The organism is Pseudomonas sp. HOU2, from assembly GCF_040729435.1.
GTDB lineage: Bacteria > Pseudomonadota > Gammaproteobacteria > Pseudomonadales > Pseudomonadaceae > Aquipseudomonas.
The window spans coordinates 5504674-5522632 of sequence record NZ_CP160398.1; the positions used below are offsets into that span (position 1 = coordinate 5504674).

Here is a 17959-nt window from a genome sequence, read left to right on the forward strand (position 1 = left end):
AGTGATTTATGCAGTGAGGCAGGAACAAAATGGATCTGTCGAAGTATTTGTTACATCTGGAAAACCGCCTGCTGTCGCGCGCCGTGCGCGAGGACGTCGCTGAACTGGCGCGATTGATCGCGGACGACTCTGTCGAATTCGGCGCCAGCGGCGGCATTTGGAACAAATCCGCTGTGCTGGAAGCGCTGCCGCAGCAAGCGTTCGCCCAACGTACCGTCAGTCAGTTCACGCTCAAGCAATTGTCGGAAGATTCGGCGCTGGTGACGTATCACTGCCATACCGTCGCTGTCGGCCAGCGGGTGCCGGCGGACAGCCTGCGCAGTTCGGTATGGCGGCGGCAGGGGGAGCAGTGGCAGATGGTTTTTCATCAGGGCACCTTTTGTGCCCGGCCGTGAAACCGTGGGGACCCGTTGATAGCTTTCGCGAGCAAGCTCGCTCCCACAGGGGATCTTCAGTGAAAGCAGGATTTGCGGATGGCAGTGATCAAATGTGGGAGCGAGCTTGCTCGCGAAGGGGGCCGAACACTCAGCGCAAAAATCTGCTGGCCCGCGCTCTGCTAGAATCCGCCCCATCAACTGCCAGAGACTCTCCCATGAGCGAGCCGATTCGTCTGACCCAATACAGCCACGGTGCCGGTTGTGGCTGCAAGATTTCCCCGCAGGTACTGGAAGTGATTCTGGCCGGCAGCGGTGCGCAGAACCTTGACCCGAAACTGTGGGTCGGCAATGCCTCGCGTGATGACGCGGCGGTGTACGAGATCGATGCCGAGCGCGGGGTGGTGTCGACCACGGACTTCTTCATGCCGATCGTCGACGACCCGTTCGACTTCGGCCGTATCGCCGCAACCAACGCGATCAGCGACATCTACGCGATGGGCGGCGACCCGCTGATGGCGATCGCGATCCTTGGCTGGCCGGTGAATGTGCTGGCGCCGGAAGTGGCGCGGGAAGTGATTCGCGGCGGGCGTGCGGTGTGTGACGCCGCCGGCATTCCGCTGGCCGGCGGGCATTCGATCGATGCGCCGGAGCCGATCTTCGGCCTGGCCGTGACCGGTCTGGTGGAAAAGCGCCACATGAAGCGCAACGACACCGCCACCGCCGGTTGCCTGCTGTATCTGACCAAGCCGTTGGGCATTGGCATCCTCACCACCGCCGAGAAAAAGGGCAAATTGCGTCCCGGCGATGTCGGTGTGGCCCGCGACTGGATGTGCACCCTGAACAAGCCCGGCAGCCGTTTCGGCAAACTCGCCGGGGTCGCTGCGATGACCGACGTTACCGGTTTCGGTCTGCTCGGGCATCTGGTGGAAATGGCCGATGGCAGCCACCTGACCGCACGCATCGGCTACAACCATGTGCCGCGTCTGGACAGCGTCGAGTACTACCTCGAACAGGGCTGTGTGCCCGGTGGTACGTTGCGTAACTTCGACAGCTATTCGAGCAAGCTCGGTCGTCTGCAGGAGTTGCACAAGCGCGTGCTGTGCGACCCGCAGACCAGCGGCGGCCTGCTGATTGCGGTCACTCCCGAAGGTAACGACGAGTTCCTCGCCGTGGCTGCCGAACTGGGCCTGAACCTGGCGCCGATCGGCGAGCTGGTCGAGCGACAGACCCACGCAGTCGAGGTGATCTGATGTCACGCGACTGCACCGATTACCGCGATATTTTCCTCAACGACCGGCCAATGATGGATGCGCGTGCGCCGATCGAGTTTGCCCACGGCGCGTTTCCCGGCGTGGTCAACCTGCCGCTGATGAACGACCGCGAGCGCGAGCAGGTCGGAACTTGCTACAAGCAGCATGGACAACAAGCGGCCATCGCCCTCGGTGAGCGGCTGGTGTCTGCCGACGTGCGTGAGCAGCGCATTCAGGGCTGGGTCGAGTTTGCCCGGGCACATCCCGACGGCTACCTGTATTGCTTTCGCGGCGGCCTGCGTTCGCAGATCGTCCAGCAATGGATCAAGGAGCAGGGCGGGATCGATTATCCGCGGGTCGGCGGTGGCTACAAGGCGATGCGCACGTTCCTGCTGGAGACCATCGATCAGGCCGTGGCCGAGTGCGATCTGGTGCTGCTGGGCGGAATGACCGGCACCGGCAAGACCGAATTGCTGGTGCAGTTGCGCAATGGTCTGGATCTGGAAGGCCACGCCAATCATCGGGGATCGAGTTTCGGCAAACGCGCCACCGGGCAACCGACCAATATCGATTTCGAAAACCGTCTGGCCGTTGATCTGCTGAAAAAACGCGCCGGCGGGATCCAGCAGTTTGTGCTGGAAGACGAGAGCCGGGTCGTCGGCAGTTGTGCCTTGCCATTGCCGCTGTACCGGGGCATGCAAGTGGCGCCGATGGTCTGGCTCGAAGACAGCCTGGAGCAGCGGGTCGAGCGGATCCTGCAGGACTATGTGGTCAACCTGCACGCCGAGTTCGTCGCGGTGCATGGCGAGCAGGGCTTTGCGCTGTATGCCGAACGGTTGATCGCGAGTTTGAACAATATCCAGCGCCGGCTGGGTGGCGAACGCCATCAGCGGATGTTCCTGCAGATGGAAGAGGCCTTGGCCGAGCAGGCGCGCAGCGGATCGGTCGAGGCGTTCCGTGACTGGATCAGCGTGTTGCTACGGGAATATTACGACCCGATGTATGCGTTCCAGCGTGAGAAGAAGGGCGGGCGGATCGAGTTTGCCGGGGAGCGCGGGGCGGTGCTGGAGTATCTGCGCGAGCGGGTGAATCAGCGGGTTTGAGGGGGTTCTTGCGGGCCCAATCGCTGGCAAGCCAGCTCCCACAGTGTTTTGTGGAAACCGTAAATATGGGCTTCACACAAACCCTGTGGGAGCTGGCTTGCCAGCGATGAGGAACCGACAGACCGCCAATCACTCAAGTCGGACAAGTCACCTTGCCGTTGTCCAGCCCCTGCTTGTAGCTGTGGCTCTGCAAACTGGCCTTGCCGTTGTGCCAGGTCAGGGTCAGCACGTACAGCGAATCGAAATCGCCTGACGCCCAGTCATCGGTGATGGTCTGCTTTTCGCCGACCGCCTTGCCGGCAACCTTGTTGATCAACTCCGGCAGATAACCGTGCGACCACGCGGTGTAGATCGTCGCGTTGTGGTACTTGTCCTCGGTCAGCTCGCGCGCCAGGTCACTGGTGTCGTTGGCGGAGAACTCGATGTTCACCGGCAGGCCGAGCTTGATCGCCGCGGGGCTGATGGTCATCAACGGACGGATGTAGCTGTAGGAGTTGTCCAGCTCGCCTTCCTCGACGTTGCGCGTCGGGTTGGCGGCGAATACGTAGTCCGCCTTGCCGAATTTTTCCGGTAGCAGGGTCGACAGCTCGATCGCCCGGTTCAGGCCCTGACAGTTGAGCTGGCCGAGACCGCCCTCGGGTTTTTCTGCGTGGCGCAGGAAGATCAGGGTTTGCGTACCGTCCACCGGTTGCGCGCGAATCTGGCTCGACTCGAGCGACAAGGTCAGCGCACTGACCGCCAGCAGGGAGGGCAGGGCCACGTAGGCGCGGTGTTTGAAGCGTTTGGCGAAACTCATGAGGTTCGTCATTGAATATAGGATTCTTCAGCAAATTCGGTTGGGGCTGACCAACCCTTACACCACGGGCTCCCAGCACCGGGTGTTGTCCATGTCGTGTCGTATTTCCCTTGCAAAGACATAGCTCAGAGTCCACTGAGGCCGCTTGGTTCATGCACCTTACCCGCAGGATGTTACGGTTCGTGTAGGAGCTGCCGCAGGCTGCGATCTTTTGATCCAGCTTTTAGAAACCAAATCAAAAGATCGCAGCCTGCAGCAGCGCCTACATTATGATCAGTGTTTTCCTTGTGACTGGATGTTTGCCATGACCGATCTGTCCGCGTTCCCGATCACCCAGAAATGGCCGGCGCAGTACCCCGACTGGATTCAGCTCTATTCGCTGCCGACTCCCAACGGCGTCAAGGTCTCGATCATGCTCGAAGAGATCGGCCTGCCGTACGAGCCGCACCGTGTGGGCTTCGACACGCAGGATCAGCTGTCTCCCGAGTTTCTGTCGCTGAACCCCAACAACAAAATCCCGGCGATCCTCGATCCCCACGGCCCCGAGGACCAGCCGCTGCCGCTGTTCGAGTCCGGCGCGATCCTGATCTACCTCGCCGACAAGAGCGGTCAGTTGCTGGCGCAGGAAGGCGCGCTGCGTTACGAGACGATTCAGTGGCTGATGTTCCAGATGGGCGGTATCGGCCCGATGTTCGGCCAGCTCGGTTTCTTCAACAAATTCGCCGGCAAGGATTACGAGGACAAGCGTCCCCGTGACCGCTATGTCGAGGAGAGCAGACGCCTGCTCAGCGTGCTCGACAAACGTCTGGAAGGTCGCGACTGGATCATGGGCGAGCGCTACACCATCGCCGACATCGCCACGTTCCCGTGGGTGCGCAACCTGATCGGGTTCTATGAGGCCGGGGATCTGGTCGGGATCAGCAATTTCCCCAACGTGACCCGGGTGCTGGAGCGCTTTCTGGCGCGCCCGGCTGTGGTGCGCGGGTTGACCATTCCTTCCTGACCTTCACCCGACCCTGTGGGAGCTGGCTTGCCAGCGATGAAGCCGGCACAGTCAATATCTATGTTGCCTGACCCACCGCTATCGCTGGCAAGCCAGCTCCCACAGGTAATCGGATTGTTCCGAGGATTATTGCACCGCCGGTAATGCTGTCTTGATTGATCCAGGTTTGTACCTGCGCCCAACGAAGGCATAAGCTTCGCCCCCTACGACTTTCGTCTCATCTTCCGATTTCAGGAAAGCCCCATGTCCAGCCAGTTCCCCGAAGCACGTCCCCGCCGTCTGCGCCGCAATGCGAGCCTGCGCAGCCTGTTCCAGGAAACCGAGTTCAGCCTGAATGATCTGGTGCTGCCGATTTTCGTCGAAGAAGAGATTGACGACTTCGTGCCGATCAAGAGCATGCCGGGGGTGATGCGCATTCCCGAGCGCAAGCTGGCCAGTGAAATCGAGCGTTATGCCCATGCCGGGATCAAGTCGGTGATGACCTTTGGCGTGTCCCATCATCTGGACGCCAACGGCAGCGACACCTGGCGCGAAAACGGCCTGGTCTCGCGCATGTCGCGGATTGCCAAGGACGCGGTGCCGGAAATGATCGTGATGTCCGACACCTGCTTCTGCGAATACACCGATCACGGCCACTGTGGCGTGATGCACAACCACGAAGTCGACAACGACCAGACCCTGATCAACCTCGGCAAGCAAGCCGTGGCGGCGGCGCGTGCCGGCGCTGACGTGATCGCCCCGTCGGCGGCGATGGACGGCCAGGTGCGGGCAATTCGCCGGGCACTGGATGACGCCGGTTTCACCCAGATTCCGATCATGGCCTACTCGACCAAATTCGCCTCGGCACTGTATGGCCCGTTCCGCGAGGCCGGTGGCAGCGCGCTGAAGGGCGACCGCAAAAGTTATCAGATGAACCCGATGAACCGCCGCGAAGCCCTGCGCGAATCGCTGCTCGACGAACAGGAAGGCGCCGATGCGCTGATGGTCAAACCGGCCGGCGCGTACCTCGACATCATCCGCGACATCCGTGAAACCTCGAACCTGCCGCTGTCGGCGTATCAGGTCAGCGGCGAGTACGCGATGATCAAGTTCGGCGCGCAGGCCGGTGCAATCGACGAGGATCGCGTGGTGCGCGAAAGCCTGGGCGCGATCAAGCGTGCGGGGGCGGATCTGATCTTCACCTACTTTGCGATGGATCTGGCGCTGGCCGGGATCTGACAGACACCGAAATACCTCTGTGGGAGCTGGCTTGCCAGCGATTGCGTCGGTACAGTCAAAATCAATGTTGGCTGATCCACCGCTAACGCTGGCAAGCCAGCTCCCACAGGAATTCAGGGTGTTCTTGGGTCAGGGGCAGGCGAAGAACGGCGTAATCCCGTGATCCCGGAAATACCGCTCGATCACCTTCGGATCCGCACTGTTATCGGCAATCGCCACATAGGTATCCGGGCGCAGCAGATAAAACCCGTTACGCGCCAACCCCGCCGTGTCAAACGCCGGTCGCCAGTCGAACACGTGCAGCGGCAGATGGTGTTCGTGGCACCAGGTGATCATTTCGTCACTGGTATCGCCGTAAACATGCACCTGCCAGCACGGCTGGCGCAGCGGTTCATAGTTATCCCCCTCACCATCATGCGCCCACGGCAAGCGGTCGCCGCCGTGGACGTGGCCGGCCGTGCCCTGGCTCAGCGGCATGCCGCGATAGTTGAGGGTGACTTGCGAAACGGTGCGAAAAAGGAATTCGCGGCTGGCCTCGAAGGTTGCCATTTTCGGGATCAGAAACGGTGCCAGGCGCGTGCGCAGCAGATCGGCGATGCGCCCCTCGGCGGTGACGAAACTGAACACTTTGTCGGTGGTCGACACCAGGCGGCGAGCGAAGGCAATTCGCTCGGTTTCGTAAGTGTCGAGCAGCTTCGCCGTGGCGCTGCCGTTGAGCACGGCGGCGAGTTTCCACGCCAGATTGATCGCATCGCCGATGCCGGTGTTCATGCCCTGGCCGCCGGCGGGGCTGTGCACGTGCGCGGCGTCGCCGAGCAGAAACGCCCGGCCGCTGCGAAAGTGCTCGGCCACGCGGTGATGCACGCGGTAGGTGGAGAACCAGTTGACCTCGTCGATGTGCACTTTCAGGTGCTCGATGGCGCGGCTGCTGACGTCGGCAAATTGCAGGGTTTCGGCGCGGTCGGCACGTTCGTCGCGCACCGTGCCGATCAGTCGGGCGCGGCCTTCACCGGCCAGCGGGAACACCGCGAGAAAATCCGCTTCGTCCAGATCCAGGTGCAGTTCACCGTTGAGCGCCGGGCCGCTGGCCTGCACATCCGCCACGTAGAAAATCTGCTGATAGGTGCCGCCCGGAAAGCCGCTGTCGAGGGCTTTGCGCACCACCGAGCGGGCGCCATCGCAGCCTGCCAGATAGCATGCCTGACACATTTCCTGTTGCCCGTCGGGCAAGCGCAGATGCGCGCTGAGCCCATCGCCGGTTTCTTCGAAACTCTCGAGTTCGGTATTGCGCTCAACCACTACGTCGTAGTCTTCGAGGCGTTCGAGCAGCAGCCGTTCGTGCTGATCCTGGGGAAAGATTTCGATGAACGAGTAGGGCGTCAGGCCTTCGCCGATGCGCTGCAACGGCAACTGCGCGACCGGTTTGCCCTTTACCCAGAAATTCGCCGCCGCGACCTTGTGGCCGTTGCGCACCACGGTGTCGGCCAGGTCCAGCTGGCGGTACAACTCCAGGGTGCGCGCCTGCACCGCCAGTGCTCGTGAGGTGGTGCCGGGCGCGGAGGTCTTGTCAATGATGCGCACGCGCACGCCCAGTTTGCTCAGCCACAGGGCCAGCACCAGACCGGTCGGGCCGGCACCGATGATCAGTACGTCGCTGCGGTTCATGGGCCTGTCCTCCGTTGGCTGTGCAGCAAGTATGGATCAGCAGGGCGGGGCGGCCAGTTTGTCGGCCAGACGGAAAAAGGCCCCGCGGCGGTGGCGCTGCCGAGCCTTATTGATATCTGGCTGAGATTTTGTGGCGAGGGAGCTTGCTCCCGCTGGGTCGCGAAGCGGCCCCCCGCTTCTTTGATCAAAGCGGACTGCTGCGCAGTCCAGCGGGAGCAAGCTCCCTCGCCACAGGGGGTGTTCAACAGCGGGTTAGAAATCGATGGTGCCCGACAGCTTCGCCACCCGTGGCTCACCCTGGGTCAGATAGCCGCCCTGCGCCGATTCCCAATACTTCTTGTTGGCCAGGTTCTCGACGCCCAGGCGCAACGTCACGTCTTTCTGCGCGACCTTGAAGGCGTAACGCGCACCCGCGTCGAAGCGGTTCCAGGTCGGCAGGCTGAGGTTGTTGGCCGCGTCGGCGTACTGGCCGCCGGTGCGCAGCATCCGCGCATTCAACGCTACGCCTTGCAGGCCCGGTACATCCCAGTCGGCGCCGGCGTTGAACTGGAAGCTCGGCACGCCAATGGCGCGGTTGCCGTCGTTGGCGCCGTTCTGGGTGTTGCGCAGCTCGGTGTCCATCAGCGTCAGGCCGCTGATCAGGCGCAGGCCATTGATCGGCTCGCCGAACACGTTCATTTCCACGCCTTTGTTGATCTGTTCGCCTTCACGCACGTAAGTGCAGGTGGTGGCGCTGTTGATTTCGCAGTAACCGTCGCTTGGCTGTTCTATGCGATACACGCCCAGGCTCGCGCCGTAGCTGCCCATGTCGACCTTGACCCCGGCCTCTGTCTGCTTGGAGCGCGCCGGTGCGTAGACTTCGTTGCCGTTGGTCACGCGCAAACCGCCGGTGCTGGTCGGCGAGGTCGGGCCTTGCGCCAGGCCTTCGATGTGGTTGGCGTAGAACGACACATGTTCCCACGGCTTGAACACGATGCCGTAGACCGGCGTGGTGATCGATTCGTCGTAGCTCGACTTGCGGCTGCCGCTGCCGTAACTGGCGTAGTTGTAGCCCTGCACCACCAGTTGCTGACGACGCAGGCCGGCGGTGATCAGCAGGCGGTCGTCGAAGAAACCGAGGGTGTCGGAGAGCGCGAGGCTGCGGTTGAAGGTCTTGCCGACGATGCCCGGATCGCTGAGGTCGCCGCCGGAAAAATTGCCGACCGGCGACGGCGTTTCCACCGGGTGGTAGATGTTGTTGGCGTACTTGGTCAGGTCGAAATCGTAGGCGCTGCGCTGTTCCGCCCACAGGCCGCTCAGACCGAAATTGAGCTTGTGGCTGACCGCGCCGGTGTTGAACTTGCCGTTGAGCCCGGCCATCAGGCTGGTGTTGTCTTCATCGTGCGGAATGAACGAGCCGGTGGTGTACGAAGCGCCATTGTTGCCCACCAGCGTGGTCGAGTTGTAGCGGCCGACTTCGCGGGTGTGTTTGGCGCCGCCGGCGACGTACGCGGTCCAGTTGTCGTTCAGGTCGTATTCGGCGCGGAGCATGCCGAAAGTGTCCTCGATGTCGGTGTAACCCCATTTCGGCGCGTAGTTGGTGTCGGCCGATGGCGCGTCCGGAATGTGCGTGGCAGTGCCGAGGTTGACCGAGTTGCGGCCGCCGTTGACGCGCTCCTTCTGGTAGGCGAAGTCACCGGAAATACGCAGCGCGTCACCGCGATAATCGAGGCCGACGCTGAACAGTTTCGAGCGCTGGTTTTCGTGGTCGATGCCGGTGTCGCCTTCGCGCTGGGACAGGTTGATCCGCGCGCCGAAGCGGTTGTCTTCGCCGAAACGCTGGCCGATATCGAAGTGCTGACCGATGCGACCTTCGCTGTTGATGTCGGTGGTGTAGCGGCGCAGCGGCTCGTCGCCGGCACGCTTGGGCTGCAGGTTGACGCCGCCACCGATGCCGGAACCGGTCGGGGTTACGCCGTTGATGAAAGCGTTGGGGCCTTTGAACACTTCCACGCGCTCCAGGGCGTCAGTGGAAATGATCTGCCGCGGCAGCACGCCGTACAGGCCGTTATAGGAAATGTCGTCACCGTTGAGCGGCAGGCCGCGGATCATGAACACCTGCGCCTGGTTGGAGAAGCCCGAAGCCTGGCGCACCGACGAATCGTTGAGCAGCACGTCGGCAACGTTTTCCGCTTGCTGGTCCTGAATCAGCTGTTCGGTGTACGACGCGGCGCTGAAGGGCACATCCATCATGTCCTGATTGCCCAACACGCCGAGCTGACCGCCACGCGCTACCTGACCGCCGGAATAGGCCGGGGGCAGGGCGTTGGGCGTCGGTGCCTGGGCGTTGATGTTGACGTCTTCCAGCACCAGCGCTTTGTTATCGCCTTCGGCGGCGTGAGCGGTGACAGTCAGGGAGCACAGCAGGGCGAGAAGCGTCGGGCGAAAAGGGACAGCGAGACGAGCTGAGGCGGGCATGTCGATACCTGGAGGCGTACGGCCGGTGAGAAAAATTGAACGGCGCGGGGGAACTCCTTGCGCAAATACGACTCCAGGCGCAAATGATAGTAGTTCGCAGTAACGTTTTGCAAACTGTTTATCTTGCTGAAATTCCAGATCCGAATGAAAACCTGTGGCGAGGGGATTCATCCCCGATGGCGCGCGGAGCGGGCCGCTTTAATATTGGAGGGCTGCTGCGCAGTCCATCGGGGATAAATCCCCTCACCACAAAGGTCACAGTCCTAGCCTGCGTCACTCCTTTGATCGTATGGTGAACCCGCCTCAATGCACGCCAAGGAGCGCCATGCACACCCCTCGATTACTCATTACCCTCGCCGCGCTGCTGGCGCTCGCCGGTTGCGCCGGCCAACGCAGCCAGGAGCCGGCGCCACGTGCGCCCGCCGAAGTAAAGGCCGAAATCGTCCGGCTGATGCCGACAAAAGTGCCCGACCGCCAAGGCTGGGCCACCGACATCTACGCCGCATTCGCCGCGCAGCACATCAGCCCGACCACGCAAAACCTCTGTTCGGTGCTGGCCGTGGCCGAGCAGGAATCAACCTATCAGGTAGACCCGACGGTGCCGGGGCTGGGCAAGATCGCTCGCGACGAAATCGACCGCCGCGCCGGCAAGGCGCACATCCCCGGAATGCTGGTCAGCGCCGCGCTGGCGGTGCGTTCGCCCAGCGGCAAAAGCTACAGCAAACGCCTCAACGCGGCACGCAGCGAGAAAGAGTTGAGCGCGATCTTCGACGATTTCATTGGCATGGTGCCGATGGGCCGCACCTTGTTCGGCGGCTTCAACCCGGTACACACCGCCGGACCGATGCAGGTCAGCATCGAATTCGCCGAGCAGCACGCCAAGGATTATCCGTACCCGGTCAACGGCACGATCCGCCACGAAGTGTTCACCCGCCGTGGCGGCATGTACTTCGGCATCGCGCATCTGCTCGGTTATCCGGTGAGTTACCGCGAGCCGCTGTACCGCTTCGCTGATTTCAACGCCGGCTGGTACGCCAGCCGCAATGCCGCATTCCAGAATGCCGTCAGTCGTGCCTCGGGCATCCCGCTGGCGCTGGATGGCGACTTGATCCGCTACGACTCGATCATGCCCGGCACGACCGAACTGGCGGTGCGCACCCTCGGCAAGTCGCTGGGCATGCGCAACCCGACCATTCACGATCAACTGGAGAAGGGCAAGACCCTGGAATTCGAAGAGACCAAACTCTACCAGCGCGTGTTCGAACTGGCCGAGCAGGCTGAAGGCAAGACCTTGCCACGTGCGGTGTTGCCGGGGATCGTTTTGCAGAGCCCGAAAATCACCCGCAAACTGACCACGGCGTGGTTCGCCAAACGCGTGGATGAGCGCTACAAACGCTGCATGGCCAAGGGCGGGTGAGCCGCCGTTACAGCACTCTGACTGCGCGGCGGCCCGGTTGGCTTGCCCCAGTCAACCTGTGGGAGCGAGCTTGCTCGCGAAGGCGTCGTGTCAGTCGATATTCATGTCACAGGTATATCGCATTCGCGAGCAAGCTCGCTCCCACAGGGATTTCTGTCGAGCGTGAGGCCGGAGGCTTTCAGCAGTTCCTGAGTGTAGGGATGTTGCGGCGCAGCAAAAATCTCCCGCGACGAACCCTGTTCCACCACCTTGCCATCCTTGATCACCATCAGGTCATGAGCCAGCGCATGCACCACCGCCAGGTCATGGCTGATGAACAGATAGGTCAGCCCATGCTTGATCTGCAGTTGCCGCAACAAGTCCACCACTTGTTTCTGCACCGTGCGATCCAGCGCCGAGGTCGGTTCGTCGAGCAGGATCAGCGCCGGCTCCAGCACCAGTGCGCGGGCGATGGAGATGCGCTGGCGTTGGCCGCCGGAAAATTCGTGGGGGTAGCGATGACGGCTGTTCGGGTCGAGACCGACTTCTTCAAGTACGCGAATCACTGCTGCTTCGCGCTCGACCTCGGTGCCGATGCCGTGGGTCAGCAAGCCTTCGGCAATGATCTGCTGCACCGACATGCGCGGGCTCAGGCTGCCGAACGGATCCTGGAACACCACCTGAATCTGCCGCCGCAAAGGCCGCATCAAGCGTTGATTGAGCAGGCTCAACTGCTTGTTGCCGAAGCGGATATCGCCCTCGGATTCCACCAGCCGCAGGATCGCCTGGCCCAGCGTCGATTTGCCCGAACCGGACTCGCCGACAATCCCCAACGTCTTGCCGCGTTGCAGGCGGAAACTGACCCCGTCCACCGCTTTGATGTAATCCTGCGAACGACTGAACAGCGCCTTGGGCAGGGCAAACCAGACCTTCAGATCATCGACTTCCAGAAGGTTGTGCTGGTACGGACTCGGCACCGGCGCACCGCTGGGTTCAGCTTCGATCAGCAAGCGGCTGTAAGGATGCTGCGGCGCGCGAAACAGCGTCTCGCAGTCAGCCTGTTCGACAATTTCGCCGTGGCGCATCACACACACCCGTTGCGCGATGCGCCGCACCAGATTGAGATCGTGACTGATCAGCAGCATCGACATGCCGAGCCGCTGTTGCAGCTCGATCAGCAGCTCGAGAATTTTCTGTTGCACGGTCACGTCCAGCGCCGTGGTCGGCTCATCGGCGATCAGCAGTTCCGGCTCATTGGCCAGCGCCATCGCAATCATCACCCGTTGCCGCTGACCGCCGGAGAGCTGATGCGGGTAGGCTTTCAAGCGCTGCAGCGGTTGGCGAATGCCCACCAGTTCCAGCAGATCCAACGTGCGCTCACGGGCGGCGCGGCCCTTGAGGCCCTTGTGAATTTCCAGCACTTCGCTGACCTGGCGTTCCACGGTGTGTAGTGGATTGAGCGAGGTCATCGGCTCCTGGAAAATCATCGCAATCCGGTTGCCACGCAAACCGCGCATCTGCTGCTCGCTGGCATCCAGCAAGTTCACCCCGTTGTAAGCAATCGAGCCGCTGCTGCTGACGGTTTTGCCCGGCAACAGACGCAAAATCGAATGCGCCGTGACCGATTTGCCCGAGCCGGACTCACCGACCAGCGCCAGACACTCGCCACGACGGATATCGAGGTGCAAACCGTGCACCACTTCCTGCCCGGCGAAGGCGACACGCAGGTCGCGGATTTCCATCAGGTTGTCGCTCATCTCAGCTCCTCGGATCAAGATCGTGGATCAAACGCATCTCGGCAAGCCTCACCGATGAACACCAACAACGACAAAATCAGCGCCAAGGCAAAAAACGCCGTCAGCCCCAGCCACGGCGCTTGCAGATTGCGCTTGGCCTGGCCAATCAGTTCGCCCAGCGAGGCGGTCCCGGCGGGCATGCCGAAACCGAGGAAATCCAGCGCGGTGAGGGTGGCGATGGCGCCAGTCAGAATGAACGGCAGGTAGGTCAGGGTGGAGGTCATCGCGTTGGGCAGGATGTGCCGCAACATCAGTTCGCTGTCGGTCAGCCCCAGCGCCCGCGCGGCTTTGACGTATTCCAGATTGCGTCCACGCAGAAACTCGGCGCGCACCACATCCACCAATGCGAGCCAGGAAAACAGCGCCATGATTCCCAGCAACCACCAGAAGCTCGGCGAGACAAAACCGGACAGAATGATCAGCAGATACAGCACCGGCAGCCCCGACCAGATCTCCAGCACCCGTTGCCCGAGCAAATCGACCCAGCCGCCGTAATAACCCTGCAAGGCTCCGGCAACGATGCCGACCAACGCACTGATGCCGGTGAGGATCAGCGCAAACAGAATTGAAATCCGTGTGCCGAAAATCACCCGCGCCAACACGTCCCGCGCCTGATCGTCGGTGCCCAGCCAATTGCTCGATGAGGGAGGGCTGGGGGCCGGTTCAGTCAAGTCGTAATTGACCGTGTCGTAGCTGAACGGGATCGGCGGAAACAGCATCCAGCCGCCCTGATCCTCGATCAGCCCGTGCACGTAAGCGCTGGCGTAATCCGGCTGGAACGGCAGTTCGCCGCCGAAATCGGTTTCCAGGTATTCGCTGAGGATCGGGAAGTACAAGGCGCCGTGGTAGCGGATCACCAACGGTTTGTCGTTGGCGATCAGTTCGCCACCGAGGCAGATCAGGCACAGCCCGAGGAACAGCCACAACGACCAGCGCCCACGGCGATTGGCCTTGAACTGCGCGACCCGGCGCTGACCCAGAGGAGAGAGTGTGAACATCAGGCAGTCCTCGCCGAGAAGTCGATGCGTGGGTCGAGCAGGGTGTAGCAGAGGTCACCGATCAGCTTGATCAACAGGCCGAACAGGGTGAACAGGAACAACGCGCCGAACACCACCGGATAGTCACGCGACACCGCCGCCTCGTAACTCATGCGCCCGAGGCCGTCGAGGTTAAAGATGGTTTCGATCAGCAAGGAACCGGCGAAAAACACCTCGATCAGCGCCGAGGGCACCCCGGCCACCACCAGCAGCATGGCGTTGCGAAATACGTGGCCGTAAAGCACGCGGCGCTCGGTCAGACCTTTGGCCCGCGCGGTGATCACGTACTGGCGGCTGATCTCGTTGAGAAAGCTGTTTTTGGTGAGGATGGTCAGGGTGGCGAACCCGCCGATCACCAGCGCCGTGACCGGCAACACCAGGTGCCAGAGGTAGTCGCCGACCTTGCCCAGGGTGCTGAGGCTGTCGAAGTTATCCGACACCAGGCCCTGCACCGGAAACCAGTTGACGTAGCTGCCGCCGGCGAACACCACGATCAGCAGCATCGCAAACAGAAACGCCGGCATCGCGTAGCCGATGATGATCGCCGTGCTGCTCCAGACATCGAACGCGCTGCCGTTGCTGATCGCTTTGCGGATGCCCAGCGGGATCGAAATCAGGTAGGTGATCAGCGTCGCCCACAGGCCGAGCGACAACGACACCGGCAGTTTCTGCACGATCAGATCGGTGACCTTGGCGCCGCGAAAGAAACTGCTGCCCAGATCCAGCTGTGCGTAGTTTTTCAGCATCAGCCACAGGCGTTCGTGCATCGGTTTGTCGAAACCGTAGTGATGCTTGATTTCCTCGATCAGCGCCGGGTCCAGCCCGCGACTGCTGCGCCCGGCACCCCCCGTCGCGGCGATTTCGCCACCACCGCCCATACTGTGCCCGCCAAAACCTTGCAGACGGGCGATGGCTTGTTCGACCGGGCCACCCGGCGCGGCCTGCACGATGAGGAAATTGACCACCAGAATGCACAGCAGCGTGGGAATGATCAGCAACAGACGTCGACTCAGATAACGCAGCATGTCACTGGCCCCCCGCGAGCTGGGCGTGCATCTGTTGCGTGGTCAACGGCTTGGCCGAGACCTCCCACCAGGTGTTGAGGCCTTCGTCGTACGCCGGTTGCACCGGCGGCGTGCCGAAGCGGTTCTGATACACCGTCGGCGTGCCTTTGGAGTAGTAGTTGGGAATCATGTAGTAACCCCATTGCAGCACCCGGTCGAGGGCGCGGGCGTAATGCACCATGGCGTCGCGGGTATCGGCCTTGACCAGCCCGTCGATCAGTTGATCGACCGCCGGGTTGGCCAGCACCATCGAGTTCGAACTGCCGACTTGCGTGGCACTTTGTGAGGCATACAGGCTGTACAACTCGCGGCCGGGAGAGACGATCGGATCGCCGCTGCGCGGGAAACTGGTGACGATCATGTCGTAGTCGCGGGCGTTGAGCCGATTGACGTATTGCGCCGAGTCGATCCGCCGTAGATTGAGGGTGATGCCGATCTGCGCGAGGGTGCGTTTGAACGGCAACAGCATGCGGTCGAAACCGCCCTGACCGTCGAGGAAGGTGAACTCCAGAGGTTCGCCGGCGGCGGTGACCAGTCGACTGTGTTGCGGCGTCCAGCCGGCCTCGGCGAGCAGCTTCAAGGCTTGCAACTGCTTGTCGCGGATGTAACCGCTGCCGTCGGTTTTCGGCGCCTGATACACCGTGGTGAACACCTCGTCGGGAATCTGTCCGCGCAACGGTTCGAGGATCTTCAATTCCTCGGCGTCGGGCAGGGCGGTGGCGGCCATTTCACTCTTGGGCCAGAAGCTGTTCTGGCGCACGTAGAAGCCGCGCATCATCTGTTTGTTGGTCCATTCGAAATCCCACAGCAGGCTGATCGCCTGACGCACACGGCGATCCTGAAAGATCGGGTTTTGCAGGTTGAACACGAAGCCTTGAGCGGCGGTGGGTTTTTCCGGAGCGAGGATCGCCTGTTGCAAGCGACCGTCACGCAGCGCAGGGCTGTCGTAGCCGACCACGTAGCCGGACGAGGAAAACTCGCGGTTGTAGTCGAAGGCCCCGGCCTGCAATAGCTGCCGGGCGACGTCGGTGTCACCGTAGAAATTCACCGTGAGCGTGTCGAAGTTGTACATGCCGCGACTGACCGGCAGGTCCTTGCCCCACCAGTCCGGGTCGCGCTGGAAACTGATGCTGCGTCCGGCATCGACTTTGCTGACCCGATACGGGCCACTGCCCAGCGGCGGTTCGAAGCCGCCGCCGTTGGCGAAATCGCGCGTCTTCCACCAGTGTTCGGGCACCACGCGTAGCGTCGCGAGGTCCAGCGCCAGGGTGCGGTTGAGGTTGTTCTTGAAGGTGAAGCGCACCTGCCGTGGGCCTTCGATCAGCACGTCCTGCACGTCGGCGTATTGCTGGCGATAACTGAGGCTGCCCTTGGTCATCAGCAGGTTGAAGGTGTAGCGCACGTCCTCGGCGGTGATCGGCGTGCCGTCGGCGAAGCGCGCCTTGGGGTTGAGGGTGAAGCGTACCCAGAGGCCCTCGGCATCGCGTTCCATCTGTTGCGCGACCAGCCCGTAAACGGTGTAGGGCTCGTCCAGCGAACGGAACGCCAGCGGCGCATACACCCAGTCGTTGACCTGCACCACGGAAATGCCTTGATCGGCATACGGCGTGATGTAGTTGTACTGGCCGATCTCCATCGACGCGCGGCTGAGTGAACCGCCCTTGGGTGCGTCAGGATCGACGAAATCGAAATGCTCGAAACCCGCCGGATACTTCGGCGCCTCGCCGTATACCGTCAGTGCGTAGCTGCCGGCGGCCATTGCCGAGGGGCCGGTGCATAGCAGCGCACTGCCGAGCAGCAGAGCGGCCATGTTGCGCATGAAAGTCATGAAGTTCTTCCTCTAAGCCCGAAAACTCACTGCAACGCTGAAAACTGTGGCGAGGGAGCTTGCTCCCGCTGGGCTGCGAAGCAGCCCCAAAAAAATCGGATTAACCCTGCAGATTTTTGTGAGTGCTGCGCACTCAAGCGGGAGCAAGCTCCCTCGCCACAAAGGTTTGCATTCACCCGGTGTCGCGGTGTAATGCCTTGATCGGCATACGGAGTGATGTAGTTGTACTGGCCGATTTCCATCGACGCGCGACTGAGCGAACCGCCCTTGGGCGCATCGGGATCGACGAAATCGAAATGCTCGAAACCCGCCGGATACTTCGGCGCCTCGCCGTATACCGTCATTGCGTAGCTGCCGGTGGCCATTGCTGAGGTGCCGGTGCATAACAGTGCGCTGCCCAAAAGCAGGCCAGCCATGTTGCGCATGAATCTCATGAAGTTTTTCCTCTAAGCCCGAAAACTCACTGGCAACGCTGAAACTGTGGCGAGGGAGCTTGCTCCCGCTGGGCTGCGAAGCAGCCCCCAAAAAATCAGATTAACCATGCAGATTTTTGTGAGTGCTGCGCACTCAAGCGGGAGCAAGCTCCGTCGCCACAAAGGTTTGCATTCACCCGGTGTCGCGGTGTAATGCCTTGATCGGCATACGGGGTGATGTAGTTGTACTGGCCGATTTCCATCGACGCGCGACTGAGCGAACCGCCCTTGGGCGCATCGGGATCGACGAAATCGAAATGCTCGAAACCCGCCGGATACTTCGGCGCCTCGCCGTATACCGTCAGTGCGTAGCTGCCGGCGGCCAGTGCCGGCACGGCGGCGCAGAGCAAAGCGCCGAGCAGCAGGCCTGCCATGTTGCGCATGAATCTCATGAAGTTTTTCCTCTAAGCCCGAAAACTCACTGCAACGCTGAAAACTGTGGCGAGGGAGCTTGTTCCCGCTGGGCTGCGAAGCAGCCCCAAAAAATCGGATTAAC

General features: G+C 61.7%; 13 protein-coding genes and 2 pseudogenes. 6 read left to right on the forward strand and 9 right to left on the reverse strand.

Annotated features, from left to right (window positions below):
- The first annotated feature begins 29 nt into the window (after positions 1-29).
- The 3 genes from ABV589_RS24760 (at position 30) to mnmH (ending at position 2730) form a co-directional block, all read left to right on the forward strand.
- Positions 30-395, forward strand: coding sequence for a DUF4440 domain-containing protein (locus ABV589_RS24760; RefSeq protein ID WP_367084043.1), 366 nt, complete (start codon positions 30-32; stop codon positions 393-395).
- Positions 396-592: 197 nt separating this feature from the next.
- Complete coding sequence (gene selD, locus ABV589_RS24765) at positions 593-1627, forward strand: selenide, water dikinase SelD (RefSeq protein WP_367084044.1); 1035 nt, start codon at positions 593-595, stop codon at positions 1625-1627.
- A complete protein-coding gene (gene mnmH / locus ABV589_RS24770; protein ID WP_367084045.1) occupies positions 1627-2730 on the forward strand; it encodes a tRNA 2-selenouridine(34) synthase MnmH in 1104 nt (367 codons plus the stop codon). The genes selD and mnmH overlap by 1 nt, the downstream gene beginning before the upstream one ends.
- 133 nt (positions 2731-2863) lie before the next feature.
- Here the strand turns inward: mnmH and ABV589_RS24775 are convergent, their stop codons facing one another.
- Entirely contained in the window at positions 2864-3538 is a 675-nt protein-coding gene (locus ABV589_RS24775; RefSeq protein WP_098968050.1) for a histidine phosphatase family protein, read from the reverse strand.
- Positions 3539-3830: 292 nt separating this feature from the next.
- On the opposite strand from ABV589_RS24775, the gene ABV589_RS24780 reads away from it, so the two are divergent.
- Both ABV589_RS24780 and hemB read left to right on the forward strand, forming a co-directional pair.
- Positions 3831-4529, forward strand: a complete 699-nt coding sequence (locus tag ABV589_RS24780) for a glutathione binding-like protein (RefSeq protein ID WP_367084046.1) — start codon at positions 3831-3833, stop codon at positions 4527-4529.
- 243 nt (positions 4530-4772) lie between these two features.
- Positions 4773-5747, forward strand: coding sequence for a porphobilinogen synthase (gene hemB / locus ABV589_RS24785; RefSeq protein ID WP_367084047.1), 975 nt, complete (start codon positions 4773-4775; stop codon positions 5745-5747).
- Between the two features lie 129 nt (positions 5748-5876).
- On the opposite strand, the gene ABV589_RS24790 is transcribed toward hemB, so the two are convergent.
- Together ABV589_RS24790 and ABV589_RS24795 are read right to left on the reverse strand one after the other, a co-directional pair.
- Positions 5877-7412 carry an FAD-dependent oxidoreductase gene (locus tag ABV589_RS24790; protein ID WP_367084048.1) on the reverse strand — a complete coding sequence of 512 codons (1536 nt, stop codon included), beginning with the start codon at positions 7410-7412 and terminating at the stop codon, positions 5877-5879.
- A gap of 252 nt (positions 7413-7664) precedes the next feature.
- The gene (locus ABV589_RS24795) at positions 7665-9869 is read right to left on the reverse strand and encodes a TonB-dependent siderophore receptor (RefSeq protein WP_367084049.1); all 2205 of its coding nucleotides are present in this window, start codon (positions 9867-9869) and stop codon (positions 7665-7667) included.
- 325 nt (positions 9870-10194) lie between these two features.
- Between ABV589_RS24795 and ABV589_RS24800 the strand changes: the two genes are divergently transcribed.
- Positions 10195-11286 (forward strand): DUF1615 domain-containing protein, encoded by a 1092-nt coding sequence (locus ABV589_RS24800; RefSeq protein ID WP_367084050.1) that lies wholly within the window; start codon positions 10195-10197, stop codon positions 11284-11286.
- A 101-nt stretch (positions 11287-11387) separates the two neighbouring features.
- On the opposite strand, the gene ABV589_RS24805 is transcribed toward ABV589_RS24800, so the two are convergent.
- From ABV589_RS24805 to ABV589_RS24830, 6 genes and pseudogenes are all read right to left on the reverse strand, one after another.
- Positions 11388-13022 carry an ABC transporter ATP-binding protein gene (locus ABV589_RS24805; protein WP_367084051.1) on the reverse strand — a complete coding sequence of 545 codons (1635 nt, stop codon included), beginning with the start codon at positions 13020-13022 and terminating at the stop codon, positions 11388-11390.
- A gap of 14 nt (positions 13023-13036) precedes the next feature.
- Positions 13037-14059 carry an ABC transporter permease gene (locus ABV589_RS24810; RefSeq protein ID WP_367084052.1) on the reverse strand — a complete coding sequence of 341 codons (1023 nt, stop codon included), beginning with the start codon at positions 14057-14059 and terminating at the stop codon, positions 13037-13039.
- Positions 14059-15123 carry a microcin C ABC transporter permease YejB gene (gene yejB / locus ABV589_RS24815; protein WP_367084053.1) on the reverse strand — a complete coding sequence of 355 codons (1065 nt, stop codon included), beginning with the start codon at positions 15121-15123 and terminating at the stop codon, positions 14059-14061. Before yejB ends, ABV589_RS24810 begins: the two co-directional genes overlap by 1 nt.
- A gap of 1 nt (position 15124) precedes the next feature.
- A complete protein-coding gene (locus tag ABV589_RS24820; protein WP_367084054.1) occupies positions 15125-16990 on the reverse strand; it encodes an extracellular solute-binding protein in 1866 nt (621 codons plus the stop codon).
- 191 nt (positions 16991-17181) lie between these two features.
- Positions 17182-17424: pseudogene (locus ABV589_RS24825) on the reverse strand (ABC transporter substrate-binding protein); the annotation flags it as partial.
- Positions 17425-17612: 188 nt separating this feature from the next.
- Positions 17613-17855 (reverse strand): annotated as a pseudogene (locus ABV589_RS24830) (ABC transporter substrate-binding protein); the annotation flags it as partial.
- Between the last annotated feature and the right edge of the window lie 104 nt (positions 17856-17959).